This is a genomic window from Candidatus Mycalebacterium sp., assembly GCF_977828045.1.
This window is the reverse complement of record NZ_CDWCUL010000013.1, coordinates 1-14,120: the sequence shown is the minus strand read 5'-3', so window position 1 is coordinate 14,120 and position 14,120 is coordinate 1. Positions and strand designations below refer to the sequence as shown.

Genomic DNA, 14,120 nt, shown 5'->3' with positions numbered 1-14,120 from the left:
TTCTTGTCATCTCCGTAACGGACGGAGGGGAAACACTCAGTTTTTCCGCTATGGCTTTCGTCGTAACCTTGCCTGAACACTCCGCCAGTTCGTAAATGGTTTTCAGATAGTCCTGTGTTGTCTGGTTGAACATCAACCCTCCAAAATTTAGGTATGTCTAACTTTAACATAAGGTATGACTAAAACACAAGTGCGGAGCGTCTAAACTTGTCGCGCTTTTGAACAAACGGGCACGGACAGTTAAAGTACGCCACTGGAACGTCCTCGTAGCTCAGCTGGATAGAGCACGGGATTCCTAATCCCGGGGTCGGGGGTTCAAATCCCTCCGGGGACGCCACAAGCCCCGCCCTTTACGGCAAGTTTCAATAGTTTGTCATCTGTTCTATACTCCAAACCGGAGAGTTTGATGGAAACGGTTTTTTTTACGGGACCACTCGCGAGCGGCGTTCTGCGTGACTTGAAAGTTGAGCCGGGAGAGGGCAAAGACCTGGTCATTCTGCCGGATACCCCCGCCGTGTGGCAGGTTCGGACAGCGTTTGCGAACACCGATTCGGCTCCGTTCATAACCACTTTCGGCAATTTGGCACGGCGGCACAGGATTGTCGCGCGCAAACAGGTTCTTTCGCGGGCGGGCGGAATCATTTTAATGCGCAAATCCGTGGAACGCCTGCCCGGCGGCATGGCAAAGCGGAAAAAACTGACCTCTCAACTGCTTGCGCTGGACGCGAGCCTGAAACAGTGCGGAATGTCCGCCGCTGAAATACTCAAAAAATCAGGAACCGCGAGAGAAGCCGGACGCAAACTTGCCCTGCTTGAGCCCGCGCTTACCGATTTTGAAGTGCGGATGAAAAAAAACGCGGTAACGGATGACACAACCGCACTGATTGATCTCGCGTCCGCGATAAGCGGAAAAAAAGCGGATGACATCAACGGAAAGTTTCGCAGAATTATCGCGGCGGGGTTTCACGCGCTCACGCCCGCGCACCTTGAAATTCTCTCCGCAGCGGAAGACTCCGGAATTGAAGTCCTGAAAGTAACCGCAGATTTGGAACAAAAACGTTTTGAAGAAAAACCGGCCGTTTTTCTCCGTTCATTTGATTTTCTCACAAACGAGGCGCACCACGCGGCGGCGGAAATCAGAAAAATGATTGACAGTGGCGCGAACGTTTCCGATTTTGCCGTGATTGTGCGTGAAACGGCCCGGCGCGCACCGCTCATAGCGGGGATTTTTGAACGAAATGGCGTTCCGGTAACCGTTCAATCCAGGGTCCGGGTCGGCGCGGCGTCATCCATATCGGCTTTTTTGAAAGACTGCTTCGCCGCGGCGCAAAATCCGGAGGGAAGGGAATTTGAGCGTTTTGAGGCAAACCCCGTTTTGCAACGGTTCTTTTTCGGCGCGAAAAAAACAGATGGAAAGCGAAGAGAACTCAAAAAAATGCTCGTGCCGATTCAAATCACCGGCGGCAAGCCGCTCAAAGCAAGCGCCATACTGCGAACCCTGTCTGAAATTGTGGACGCGACAGGCGCGTATAAAACCGCGGAGAGCGTCCCCGCGGTTGAAGAGGCGCGAAAACTACTCAGGGAAGCGGCTTTTCTGTCGGAAAAATGGAACGAAGATTTCACCTCGCCCGATGACTTCACGGATTTTCTGTCCGAACTGCTCCAAAGCCGCGCATATTCCTACAAAACCCCCGGAGCCGGGGCTCACGTGCCCGTTATGGACGCATTTCAAGCGCGCGGAACTTCGTATCCGGTTGTGTTCATTCTTGACTGCCGGGACGGGGTTTTCCCCAAACTGGAAAGAAAAAGCGGCGTGTTCAACGATGCGGAAAAACGGACTGTCAACAAACATTGCGGAGAACAAGCGCTCCCGACTAACGCAGAGTCTTTAAGCGACGAGCGCTCAATATGGCAGTGCGCGGTCGCGTGCGCGGAACAGAAATTGAACATCTCCTTTTCCCGCAACGTCGAAGGCGGAAGTGATGAAAACACCCCTTCTCTCTTCATTAAGGAGTTGAAGCAAACCCATATGGTTGAGGAGCGCGAACCGGATGCAAGCGAAAATCCGTATTGTCCCGAAATCACGCGGGCGCGTGAGTTTGAGAGTGAGGGGAAAATTCCGGACGAACTTAAAAAACTTCTTCAGGAAAACGACCCGCTTTTTGCTCTCACGGAGACAGCGGAGCGCGGAGCCGTCGCCGAGAAAGAACGGCTGATGGGAAACGGAGTGTTCGGACGGTTTGAGGGGATTGTCACGAAGCCGGAAGACGATTGGTGGAAGCATCTGCGCGTTACCGAGATTGAAAAATTCGGCAGTTGCCCTTTTCAGTTTTTCTGCTCAAAGGCGCTTGAAATAAACGAAAAAGAGACAGAGGCGGAAATCCCGTCCGCAATGGACACGGGAACCCTTTATCACGACGCGCTCAAACATATTTTCTCTTCGGACGGCGGGGTGTGGGAAAACGATGAAAAAACCCATGTGGCTCTTCGCGTGTTTCTTGACGATGAAGAAACAAAAAAACGGCACTGCAAAATACCGGATGCGGTGTGGGAGTTGCAAAAAGAGCGGGTGCGGTTTCTGGTCGGGGGTTTTATCAGCCGCGAAAAACACAGAATTATGGAGAGAGGGCTAACGCCTGAATTTTTTGAGCGGGAAATTGAGATGGAAATTGAGGGAGCGAAAATAAGAGGAAGGGCTGACAGAGTGGATAAGGGCAAAGACGGTTCCCTGCATGTGGTTGATTACAAAAAAAGGTCTTTGCCGCAAAAATTCTGCGACCGCAAAACTCTGCAAATCCCTCTCTATCTTGCGGCAATTTCCTCGGAATTAAAAACCACCGCAGGCCGGGGCTCCTACCTTTCGGTGGAAAAACCGGAGTCCGTTGAAACAAACGCGGACGGGGGTAAGACTCTTAAAACAGCGACAGCCCTCGCGGGCGACAGCATCAAACTTATAAAGAGTGGGTTTTTTCCTGCGGTTCCGGTTTCCAAACCGGACAATTTTCCGCACGGCGAAGAGCCGATAATTCTGAAAAAAGAGCGCGGCGTGTGCGATTTCTGTTCATATTCGGATATTTGCAGAATCAAGGAAAGCGCGGCGCGCAAAGAGGGGGAATAAGCGGTGAAAAGAATTGAAACCCTTCTCGGTCTTAACGATGAACAGATGCGGGTTTTGCGCTCGCGCACAAATCGTGTGGCGGTGTGTGCCGGAGCCGGGTCGGGTAAAACGCGGCTGCTTGTGGCACGGTTTCTCGCCGAATTGGAATCGGGCGATTCGGAAATTGACACAGTCGCGACGATAACATTCACCGAAAACGCGGCTGCTGAATTGCGCGCACGGATAGCGCATGAAATGGACAACTACATAAAACAGTTCGGCGAAAAAGGGAACCTGACAAAAGACGCGTTTAGAAATATTGCGCGCGCTCAGATCAGCACAATTCATGGCCTCGCGTCCGAGATTTTCAGAGAAAACCTTTTTGACACCGATTTCACTTCAGGGTTTGAAATCTCAAAGAAAGTTGACTCGGACGGGGCGTTGAAAAAAGCCGTTCTCGGAGCAATTTTGAATCTGCGCGCAACAAAAGGGGAAAAGTCCGAAGCGCTCAACAAACTGCTGGAAGATGAACTGTTCAACCTGGACGTGGTTATGGAAAACCTGCGTCTTATAGTGCGCAACGCGATGGAAAAAAATCTTCCGCGCCCTCTCAAAACACCCATTGTGAGCGCTCCGGGTAACGACCCGCGCACGGTGTTGCGGGAAGCGTTTGATTGTCCGGAGAACATGCCTTTTTCCTCTAAGCACACGGAAAAACGTTTTGGAAAAGCAAAAGCGCTTGTCGATGATTTGAGCGGAAACAACCGGAATGACTGCCTGGTCGCCAAAGAAGTTATTGAGCACATGGAAAGCGTTTTAAAAATGAAAACGGCGGTAAAACACGAAAAACAGACTGCGGAGCGCATCGCGGAAGCCGCCGCCGGCATTGCGGACTTTATAAACAACCGATTGACCGGTTTTTACCTTTCAGTAGCCGAAGAAGTGATGGAACTCCATGAACAAATCAAAATGAAAAACTCCGTGCTTGAATACAACGACTTGCTCACGAACGCGCTGAAAATCCTCCGAACAAGCTCCGCCGAAGTTTTGCGCCGGGCCCAAAGATTCGGGCTGATTATGGTGGACGAATTTCAGGACACGGATTCCGTGCAGTATGAAATCATCAAACTTCTCTGCGGAGAAAAAACCAAACTCATCGTGGTCGGAGACCGTTTGCAATCCATCTACGGATTCAGGGGAGCGGAGCCGGAACTGTTTGACGAAATACTCTCCTCACGGAACTTTGAAAAATTCACCCTGCTGAAAAACTACAGAACCGCTCCGGAACTTGTGGATTTCACAAACGGACTTTTCAGCAACGTTTTTGACGGCTACAAAAACACCGAAGCCGCCGCGGAGAAAAGCGGCGGAATGTTTGAAGCGTTTAAAGTTAAATCCGGAAATGCGCGGGAAAAATGTAAAAACGAAGCCGCCGTGATTGCGGAAAAAATACGCGAACTCACCGAAAAAGACGGTTACGCATTTTCTGATATCGCACTGATATTCAGAAGAAAAACAAACATGGACATCTACGAGCGGGCATTGGGCGGGGCGGAACTGCCGTTCAAAAAAATCGGCGTATCACAATTTTTCGCGCAACCGGAAATAAGAGACATGGTCTCAATGATGAGGTTTATGGCAAATCCGCTTGATGAAATCGCCGAAGCGGCGGTTTTAAGATCGCCGTTTTTCGGAATTTCCGATGAGGGACTCGCGCGGTATTTTTCGGAAAAACGCAAAACGAAAGCGGATTGCGGGGAGTCTTTACGGATTTTGTCAAATGGCAAAGGAGAGCATTGCGGCGCGGCGCGGTATCTGCTTTCAGTCATTGAAAAAACCAATTTTTACTCACCGTTTGAAGCGGCACAGTTTGCGGCGTATGAACTGGGTCTCGCGGCGGGCGCGCTCGCCCTGCCCCGCGGACGGCAAATTCGCGCCAACATAATAAAATTCACCGAAATATGTGCCGGGCTCGCCGAAAAGGGAACGGGGCTGAACGAGGCGCTTGAGCGGTTTGATTCTGAAAAAGATTTTCCGGGTGAGTCCGAAGCGGACATTGAGCGGGAAAACTGCGTAACACTGATGACAAGCCACGCGGCAAAGGGACTTGAATTCCGTGTTGTGTTTCTCGCGGACACAAACTACGGGCACGCAAATACCGGAGGCAGGGTCGTGGCAAGTTCTGAACGCGGCGTTATGATTTGTTACGAAAACTGCAGGGTCGGCGAATGGGAAAAAATAAAGAACGCGGGCGTGGACGAGGAGGAAAAAAGAATTCTGTATGTAACGATGACAAGAGCGGCCGACATTGCGTTCACGCAGAGATGTGAAAAGCCGGTCAAAGGCAGTCTCGCGTGGATTATTGAAAACGGGCTCACCGCGATGCCCGGATTCAAAGGTAAACACGGAACAAAACCCGCACGTGAAATGGAAACTGCGGACGAAGAAAAACCGGCGGATGCGCGCGGCGCGAAGGTTACGGCAAAAACCCTGCGTCCGCTTTATAAAAAAGACGCGGCGCACAGGGAAGTCGCGAACAGATTTTGTGAACTCGCCAAAACCGAAGAGGGGGAAATCATCCACAGATTTTTCCAGATATGGGATTTTTCGCCCGACTCGGTTGAAGAAACCGCGGATTTTGTCACGGACGAGTTTTTCGCGCCGCAGAAAAGCCTGAAAGAAAACATCGCGCTATGCGCGAAAAACGCGCTCCGGTCGCCGCTTGGAGAAATGGCGCGCGGCGCGGCGGAACTGCGCAGGGAGTATATTTTCTCGGTTGAAAAAAATGCCGGCGGCGAAACGGTCAACGGAAGAATTGATCTTCTGATTGAAACTGCGGACGGCAAAACAGTTCTTGTGGACTACAAATACACGGACTCTTTTGAGGAAAAGAAATATCGGGAGCAGATTGAAACCTACTGCAAAGCGATTGAGAAAATCCGGGGCAAAAAACCCGATGAGCGCTACATATGCGTTCTTCCGTCAGCGGAGTTAAAAACTGTTTAGGGCAAAGATGTTTAGGGCAAAGATATGAAAAAAGTGTCGGTCATAATTCCCGCTCTCAACGAAGAGCGGTCGGTCGCGATGGTTATCGGGGAAATCCCGTCAGGCATGGTTAGAGAAACGGTCGTGGTCAACAACGGCTCAACCGATTCAACCGCCGACAAAGCCCGCGCTGCGGGCGCGACAGTCATTGACGAACCCGTTCGCGGCTACGGCAAGGCGTGCCTTGCGGGCATCAAACACATATCGCGCGACTTGCAAAACCGTCCCGACATTGTGGTTTTCCTTGACGCCGACCACTCGGACTATCCTGAGGAAATCCCGATGGTGGTTGAACCCATTCTTCGCGGCGAAGCGGATTTTGTGGTCGGCTCCAGAATCACCGGCGAGCGGACAAAAGGCGCCCTGCCGCCGCACACGGTTGTCGGAAACAGAGTCGCGGGATTTATCTTGAGCGCGCTATTCGGCGTGAAATTTACCGATTTGGGACCCTTCCGGGCGATAAGGTTTTCGTCTCTGGAATCCCTCAAAATGCGCGACGAGGGTTACGGTTGGACGGTTGAGATGCAAATCAAAGCGGTCAAAAAAAAGCTCCGGTGCGTTGAAGTTCCCGTGCGTTACAGGGAACGAATAGGCGTCTCAAAAATAAGCGGCACATTTTCGGGAACTGTCAAAGCGGGCGCAAAAATAATCTGGATAATATTGAAACATGCGTTCTAAAAAAGGCGCGCGCGGCGCAAAATGTGTTCTGTTTGACAGAGACAAAACGGTTTTAATGCCCGCGGGCGACAGATACATACACAGGGTGGGCGACTACCGCATTCCGCGCGGCTACACAGAATCTCTGCTTAGGATTCAGAACGCCGGATACCTGCTTTTTATAGTTACAAATCAGGGACGGGTTGCCAAAGGTTTTATGAGTGAGAACGATGTAAAGGAAGTCCACACGGAGATGGATGATTTTTTCAGAAAACGCGGGGTGCGGTTTTCGGGCATTCACTATTGCCCCCATAATCCGGACGGAACGGTCGCGCCGTATAATGTGCCGTGCCCGTGCAGAAAGCCCGGAACGGGAATGATTGAAAAAATAGTTCGCAAACACGGCATAGACCCCGAAGCGTCATGGATGGTGGGGGATTCTGAAAAAGATGTCATTGCCGGAGCGCGAAGCGGATTTTCAACAATCCGCCTGAGCCACGGAACAGCAGCCGGCACAAAAGCGGACTTTATTGAAAAAGACATTCCCGGAGCTGTGAGAAGAATTCTTGAAACGGATTTACCGTCCCCGAGGGGATTCGAACCCCTGTTGCCGCCGTGAAAGGGCAGTGTCCTGGGCCAGGCTAGACGACGGGGACTGGACTTGAAATGAGCCGTGCAGGATTCGAACCTGCGACCCACTGCTTAAAAGGCAGTTGCTCTGCCAGCTGAGCTAACGGCTCTCAAGCGCGACAATAATAACACAAATTAACAATGTTAAAACTCCGCCGCTTTCTACGACGGCAAAAATCCGTAAACTCTTAAACGATTCACCAAAAGGGAAAGCCGTCGACCGCCATGAATTTTATTTTGATAACAGTTTCCGGCTTTTTTCTGTTCTGCAATTTTTCCTCATTTTTTCTGCTCCCGGTTTTCATACGCGGGCTCGGGGGAGACGAGGCGCAAATAGGATATGTGATGGGCAGTTTCGGCGTAACCTCGCTACTGTGCCTGCCCTTAATTTCAACTCTCGCCGACCGCCACGGGCGCAAAATTTTTATGACCGCGGGCGCGCTGGCGATGACCGTAGCTTCGGTCTGTTTCGTTTTTGTGGAAGAAATTGGATACTCAATTTTCGCCCTGCGTCTGATTCAGGGCGCGGCTTTCGCCTCATTTTACACCGCCGCACTCACAATGGTTTCGGACATCGCCGAGACAAACCGCCTGTCTGAAAGACTGGGGGTTTTCGGCGGCGTTACGATGCTTTCATACGCCGCGGGTCCCACCGTGGGTGAATGGATAATGAATACACTCGGCAGCGACGGGCTTTTTGTTTACGCCTCATTTTTCAGTCTCGCGGCGTTCGCAACCGCGTTTTTTGTACGGGAAAACAACTTCGCCCCGCAGGAGGGCAAAAAATCATTCGGGGAGTTTTTCAAACTGTTCGCCGAAAAAAAATACGGAATTATTTTCCTCACCAACCTCGCGATGGCGGCGGGGCTGGGAAGCATGCTCAATTTCTTCGCCGTGTTCGCGCGTGAGAACGGCTTTGAGGCATCACGCTTTTTTCTGACATACGCACTGACAATAATTTCCGTGCGGATTTTCTTTTCAAAATTCGCCGACAGAATTGGCAGAAAAACGGTCGCATCTCCGGCAATGTTTCTCGCAGCCGCCGCGCTTGTTCTTCTTTCGCAAGCGCGCAGCGAACTGCAAATCGTTCTACTGTGCTTTCTTTTCAGCGCGGGGTACGGACTGATGTTCCCCACGCTGGGCGCCATGGTCAGGGAGAAAACACAAAATGGAACGGCAAAAGCTATGGGGGCTTTTAATTCGTCTTTCAGTCTGGGAATTAACTACGCCGCGTTTCCGCTCGGAATTGTGGCGGAACGCGCGGGGTTGCGGACTATGTATGTGCTCGCGGGGTTGGTTGTGTTCGCGGGCTTTGCGGTGTTTCAGATTTTTGAGCGGGCAACCGCCGGGAAGAGCGAAGCTTGAGAAATTCAAAATCGGTAAAATGGCTTTTTCTCCTTATCGCACTGGTCGTGCTTGCGGGCTACGCGGACCTGCCTTCCCGCTTCTCCCCTGAGGCGCAAAAGGGGGAAATCTTTCCGGTGGAGCGAATTGTTGACGGCGACACAATACGCATTTTGTATAAACCCGGACACAGCCACCCGGTACGGCTTGAAGGAATAGACTGCCCTGAAATTATGAGGCACGACTCTCCGGGCGACCCGTTCGCAAAAGAGGCGACGGAGTTACTTTCAAAACTCCTCAAAAACAAAACCGTGCGGGCGCGCTTCGGCGCGGAGCGGTATGACAGGTATGGACGGCTGTTGGCGTTTGTTTTTTCCGATGGCGTAAATGTGAACAGAAAAATCGTGGAAGCCGGGCTCGCGACCGTAATTCAAATAGGCCAACAAGACCCCGTTTTGATGGAAGAACTGCTGAACGCGCAAAAAACCGCCATGCGAAACCGCGAAGGCATTTGGAGCGGAGACGGGAATTTCAAGCAACTCCGAAGCAACGAAAGGTTTGTTGTCGCACAAAGCAAAGTGGCACACATGGAGGGCAAAAGAATCGTCATAAGGGCGGAAATTACGGACTCGGCACGCAAAAGAAGCGGGACAATCATACTCAAAACCGACGGCGGAATTGAAATTGTAATCTTCGGCGGCTCGGCGGCAAATTTCAGCCATTTCGGAATTGACCCGCGCGCGCACTACACGGGCAAAACGGTCCGGATTGTCGGCAGAGCATCAATGTACAGGAGCAAACCCAACATCATCGTAAGGCACCCGATGTCAATAAGCGTTCAAGAATGAAATTACAGAAAATACTCAAACGTGGCGGCGCGCAACTGGGGTTGGAAATTGAGCCCGAAATGGTTAAAAAGTTTGAAACCTACTCGGATTTGCTCATAAAATGGGCTTCTAAAATCAACCTTACATCAATAACCGACCCCGAAACCATTGCGGTTTCGCATTTTATTGACTCGCTTACGGTGTTGCGTCATATTGAGCCCGGCGCGTCCGTGCTCGACATCGGCGCGGGCGCGGGGTTTCCGGGAATTCCCGTTAAAATATGCCGCCCCTCAATCAGCCTTGTTCTTGCGGACTCGCGCGAAAAAAGGGTTTTCTTCATGAAAGAGGTCATAAGGGAATTGGAACTGGAAAATACGCACGCGGTAAAGGCGAGAGCCGGAAAGGAAAACAGCAAAATCGGCGGCGGCTTTGATGTCGCGCTCGCCCGCGCGGTGGCGAAATCGCCCGAAGTGGCGCGCACGGCTCTGCCTCTTGTAAAAGAGGGAGGCATTGTGTTGATTATGAAAGGAAAAAACGGCGCACGGGAATGGGAGGAGGAAAAACGGCTGATTCCACAGGGCTCCGTGTTCCACGCCGCGGAGGAATTTGCACTTCCGGCAAGCAACGAAATCAGATTTATTGTGGCTTTGAAAAAGCGTGAAGATACGTGAATATGGACGTGAATATGAAGACTGTCGGCATCATCGGAGGAAGCGGGCTTTATGAAATGAGCGGGTTTGAAAACCCTGAGCCGTTCAAAGTCAAAACCCCGTGGGGCGAGCCGTCCGCGCCGGTGATAGCGGGAACAATCGGCGACACAAGGGCTCTTTTTCTGCCGCGCCATGGAATCGGGCACACAATTCTTCCATCCGAAATAAACTACAGGGCGAATATCTACGCGCTGAAAAGCCTCGGCGCGGAGCGCATAATTTCTGTCAGCGCCGTGGGCAGCATGAGAGAGGAAATAAGTCCCGGCGATGTGGTTATCCCGTCGCAGTTCATAGACCACACAAAAAAGAGACCAAGCACTTTTTTTGAAGGCGGCATAGCGGCGCATGTGTCAATGGCGGATCCGGTTTGCGCCGAACTTTCCGCCGTTCTGTACAAAGCCGCCCGGCAGTCCGGCGCGACCGCGCACGAAGGCGCAACATACATTTGCATGGAAGGCCCGCAGTTCTCGTCGCGGGCTGAAAGCAATCTTTACCGGCAGTGGGGAGTTGATGTTATAGGAATGACGAACATGCCCGAAGCCAAACTCGCGCGGGAGGCGGAGATTTGCTACGCCACGCTCGCGATGTCAACGGACTATGACTGCTGGCACCCTGGGCATGACGCCGTAACCGTGGAGGATGTGATTCAAACGCTCACAAACAACGTTGAAACCGCAAAACAAATAATTAGAAAATCTTTGGAAACAATCGGGGATGAGCAAAACTGCCATTGCGCAAGCGCTCTTGAAAACACTATTATAACGCACCCCGAAATGATAAGTGAAGAAACGAAAAAACGGCTCGGAATAATAATAGAGAGGTTTCTTAAATGAGCAAACTTGTGATAGTCGGAACGGTCGCGCTCGACTCCATACAAACCCCGATTGACGGCGGAAATGAAATTCTCGGTGGTTCGGCGGTGTATTCGTGCCTCGGCGCGTCTCTGTTCACAAAAGTCGGCATCTCGGCGGTCATCGGCAAAGATTTTCCCGCTCCGCACTCCGAACTGCTGCGCAAAGCGGGAATTGACACAATGGGGCTTGAGAAGGCGAACGGAAAAACCTTCCGCTGGGAAGGCAGGTATGATGAAAAACTCGGAGACCCCGAAACACTTTCCGTCCACCTGAACGTGTTCGAAAACTTCAAACCGAACCTTCCCGACAAACTCAGAAATGCGGAATTCATCTTTCTCGCCAACATGGATCCCGTAACGCAGATGGAAACGCTCAAACAGATTAAATCACCGCGTGTTGTCGCGTGCGATACGATGAATTTTTGGATAGAAAACAGTTTGTCCGACCTGAAAAAAACGCTAAAAATGGTGAACATTCTCATCATAAACAACTCCGAGGCGCTGGCTTTGAGCGGAGAAAATTCCGTGATCGCCGCCGCGCGCGCCATAAAAAAAATGGGACCCGAAACCGTTGTGATAAAAAGAGGGGAATTCGGTTGCATAATGTTTTCGGGCAAAGAGGTTTTCTGCTCGCCCGCGTATCCGGTGGAGCGCGCCGTTGACCCGACCGGAGCCGGGGACACATTTGCCGGAGGATTTATGGGATATTTGAGCGAAAATGGCGCGGACAGATACGAACACTTGAAACAAGCGGTCATTCACGGCTCCGTTCTGGCTTCATTCACGGTGGAAAAACTGGGAACCGAAAGCATAAAAAAACTGAACAGAAAACAATTTGAAGAACGTCTCAGCAGATTTGCAGAAATGTCGAGGGTCTGAACAACCGTCCGTTTTCATGAATTTAAGTCCTACAAAATGTTTGGGTATTTTTCTAACCTTGCTCGTTCCCACGCTTATTTTTTCGGCGTGTGCCGGAACGGAAAAATCCGCAAACAAACTGCGAAGCCACAAAATGCTTGCCGTCTCATACGCGCGGGGCGGAGATTTTATTGGAGCGATAAAAGAGATAAACGCGGGCGGAAAACGGATGGAAGGCGACCCCGAAGCACATCTTATCAAGGGCATTGCCTATTTCGGTCTCAAAGACCTGCGTGCCGCCGAGAGGAGTTACAAAAAAGCGCTTGAAATCAAAAGCGATTACACAAAAGCCAGATACAACCTGTGCGGGCTGTATCTCAAAATGAACAACCCCGATGACGCAATTAAACACTGCAAAGTCGCCGCACACGACCTTACCTACCCGCTTCGCTACGCCGCGCTTGTCAACATCGCCAAAGCGCATATGCTCAAAGACGACACCGCTTCGGCCGAGCTGTTTTTTGCCAAATCAATAAGGCTTGAGCCGTCAAACATCTATTCAAGAAACGAATACGGCAAACTGCTGTCCGGTCTTTCAAGGCACTCCGAAGCAATAAAACAGTTTCAGGCGGCGTTGCGAATTACTCCGGGATACAACGAGGCGCGCCTCAACCTCGCGCTCGCGTTAGCGAAAGTTGGAGACCGCAAGTCCGCGTGTTCGGAATTGAAAAAAACATCTGACAACAAACCGCATCCGGAAATCGCCACTCTTGCGGAACAGCATGCTGAAACAATCTGCACCGTTCAGCAGCCCGCGAATTAAATCCCGTCCGAGCGCAAAACCACCATTTTTTCCACGCTCATATCCCTTATTGTGTGCGGAATGCCCCCTATTCCAAGCCCGGATTTTTTAAGCCCCGCAAAAGGCATTCCGTCTATGCGGAAAGCCGTATGATCGTTCACCATAACACCCGAAGCGTTCAGTTTTTTCGCCGCCGCGAGCGCAGTATCAATGTCGCTTGTAAACACCGAAGACTGAAAAGCCACATCAAGCCCGTTAGCGCGCGCTATGGCGTCCTCCATATCGTCAACCTCATAAATGCACACGACCGGACCGAAAATTTCCTTTCTGCTGACCAAAGACTCGTCCGAAGGATTGAGCAGAACAGTCGGCTCATAACATGTGCCAAACACGGGGTTCCCGCCGCAAACAAGTTCGGCGCCCGATTGAATTGCTTCGGCAACCCACTTGTGAACGCGCTCAACCTCGGACGGACGAATTAGCGGACCCACCTGCGTTGATTTAAGCGCGGGGTCTCCCACTTTAAGACTTTGCGCCTCTTTTTGAAAAAGCGAAACAAACCGCCGCCCGTCTTCCTTTTGCACGTATATCCGCTGAGTGGAAACGCATACCTGCCCCGCATGATAAAAACCGCCTTTGGCAAGCAGAGCCGCCGCGCTCTCCATATCGGCGTCCGGATAGATAAGCGCGGGCGCGACACCGCCGTGTTCAAGCACGCAACGGGTCCCGGGAGCAAGTTTGGAACGCAAATCCCAGCCAACGCGCGCGCTTCCGATGAAACTAAAAAATGCCACCCTGTCATCGGTTACAAGCATCTGCGCTGTTTCGTTTGAGTCTGTCAAAACAACCTGACACCAGTCCGGGGGAAGCCCCGCTTCAACAAGTATGTTTTTGAAAGAGATACAGGAAAGCGGCGTATCCGGAGCGGGTTTCACAATAACGGGACATCCGGCGGCAATTGCCGCGCCAACCTGATGGACAAGAAGGTTGAGCGGATGGTTGAAAGCGCTGACCGCAACAACAACTCCTATGGGTTCTTTTTGCGTAAATGCCGCCCTGTTCGCGCTGTAAAGATCGCCGCCCATTGGAATGACGTGCCCGGCTTCAGAGCGAATTGTTTCGGCGGCGATTTTCGCACTGTCAGAGGCCCTGTAAATTTCCACCTTTGAATCGTTATACGGTTTTCCGCCCTCGCTCATCGCCTGTTTTACCAACTCGTCTTCGCGCCGGGAGATGATGGAAGCCGTCCGATCAAGAATTTCCGCCCTTTTTTGAACCGTAAGCCACCCGGCACGGT

General features: G+C 51.5%; 11 protein-coding genes, 3 tRNA genes and 1 pseudogene. 11 read left to right on the top strand and 4 right to left on the bottom strand.

From position 1 onward, the window contains the following. Positions 1-13: 13 nt before the first annotated feature. Positions 14-133 (bottom strand): annotated as a pseudogene (locus tag ACY430_RS04245) (metal-dependent transcriptional regulator); the annotation flags it as partial. 127 nt (positions 134-260) lie between these two features. On the opposite strand from ACY430_RS04245, the gene ACY430_RS04240 reads away from it, so the two are divergent. The 5 genes from ACY430_RS04240 to ACY430_RS04220 all read left to right on the top strand — a co-directional run bounded on the left by ACY430_RS04240 (position 261) and on the right by ACY430_RS04220 (position 7,418). Next, positions 261-337: transfer RNA gene (locus tag ACY430_RS04240), tRNA-Arg, on the top strand. A 69-nt stretch (positions 338-406) separates the two neighbouring features. Then, positions 407-3,118: a PD-(D/E)XK nuclease family protein gene (locus ACY430_RS04235; protein ID WP_462137649.1), complete on the top strand. Its 2,712-nt coding sequence runs from the start codon at positions 407-409 to the stop codon at positions 3,116-3,118. A gap of 3 nt (positions 3,119-3,121) precedes the next feature. Beyond that, positions 3,122-6,103 (top strand): UvrD-helicase domain-containing protein, encoded by a 2,982-nt coding sequence (locus ACY430_RS04230; RefSeq protein ID WP_462137648.1) that lies wholly within the window; start codon positions 3,122-3,124, stop codon positions 6,101-6,103. Positions 6,104-6,127: 24 nt separating this feature from the next. Beyond that, complete coding sequence (locus tag ACY430_RS04225) at positions 6,128-6,820, top strand: glycosyltransferase family 2 protein (protein ID WP_462137647.1); 693 nt, start codon at positions 6,128-6,130, stop codon at positions 6,818-6,820. Continuing rightward, positions 6,810-7,418, top strand: coding sequence for a D-glycero-alpha-D-manno-heptose-1,7-bisphosphate 7-phosphatase (locus ACY430_RS04220; protein ID WP_462137798.1), 609 nt, complete (start codon positions 6,810-6,812; stop codon positions 7,416-7,418). The genes ACY430_RS04225 and ACY430_RS04220 overlap by 11 nt, the downstream gene beginning before the upstream one ends. Here the strand turns inward: ACY430_RS04220 and ACY430_RS04215 are convergent. Together ACY430_RS04215 and ACY430_RS04210 are read right to left on the bottom strand one after the other, a co-directional pair. After that, a tRNA-Glu gene (locus ACY430_RS04215) sits at positions 7,381-7,455 on the bottom strand. The genes ACY430_RS04220 and ACY430_RS04215 overlap by 38 nt on opposite strands. A gap of 11 nt (positions 7,456-7,466) precedes the next feature. Then, positions 7,467-7,539: transfer RNA gene (locus tag ACY430_RS04210), tRNA-Lys, on the bottom strand. Between the two features lie 115 nt (positions 7,540-7,654). Here ACY430_RS04210 and ACY430_RS04205 point away from each other — a divergent pair. From ACY430_RS04205 to ACY430_RS04180, 6 genes are read left to right on the top strand one after another with little or no spacing between them, the layout of a single operon-like run. Next, positions 7,655-8,794 (top strand): MFS transporter, encoded by a 1,140-nt coding sequence (locus ACY430_RS04205; RefSeq protein ID WP_462137646.1) that lies wholly within the window; start codon positions 7,655-7,657, stop codon positions 8,792-8,794. After that, on the top strand, positions 8,791-9,621 hold the full coding sequence (locus ACY430_RS04200) for a thermonuclease family protein (protein ID WP_462137645.1): 831 nt from the start codon (positions 8,791-8,793) through the stop codon (positions 9,619-9,621). The genes ACY430_RS04205 and ACY430_RS04200 overlap by 4 nt, the downstream gene beginning before the upstream one ends. Continuing rightward, positions 9,618-10,271 carry a 16S rRNA (guanine(527)-N(7))-methyltransferase RsmG gene (gene rsmG / locus ACY430_RS04195; protein ID WP_462137644.1) on the top strand — a complete coding sequence of 218 codons (654 nt, stop codon included), beginning with the start codon at positions 9,618-9,620 and terminating at the stop codon, positions 10,269-10,271. The genes ACY430_RS04200 and rsmG overlap by 4 nt, the downstream gene beginning before the upstream one ends. 14 nt (positions 10,272-10,285) lie before the next feature. Further along, on the top strand, positions 10,286-11,143 hold the full coding sequence (gene mtnP, locus ACY430_RS04190) for an S-methyl-5'-thioadenosine phosphorylase (RefSeq protein WP_462137643.1): 858 nt from the start codon (positions 10,286-10,288) through the stop codon (positions 11,141-11,143). Next, on the top strand, positions 11,140-12,042 hold the full coding sequence (locus ACY430_RS04185) for a PfkB family carbohydrate kinase (RefSeq protein WP_462137642.1): 903 nt from the start codon (positions 11,140-11,142) through the stop codon (positions 12,040-12,042). The genes mtnP and ACY430_RS04185 overlap by 4 nt, the downstream gene beginning before the upstream one ends. 16 nt (positions 12,043-12,058) lie before the next feature. Further along, entirely contained in the window at positions 12,059-12,844 is a 786-nt protein-coding gene (locus ACY430_RS04180; RefSeq protein WP_462137641.1) for a tetratricopeptide repeat protein, read from the top strand. On the opposite strand, the gene ACY430_RS04175 is transcribed toward ACY430_RS04180, so the two are convergent. Continuing rightward, a partial coding sequence (locus tag ACY430_RS04175) for an aldehyde dehydrogenase family protein (RefSeq protein WP_462137640.1) occupies positions 12,841-14,120 on the bottom strand: 1,280 nt, incomplete at its 5' end. The genes ACY430_RS04180 and ACY430_RS04175 overlap by 4 nt on opposite strands.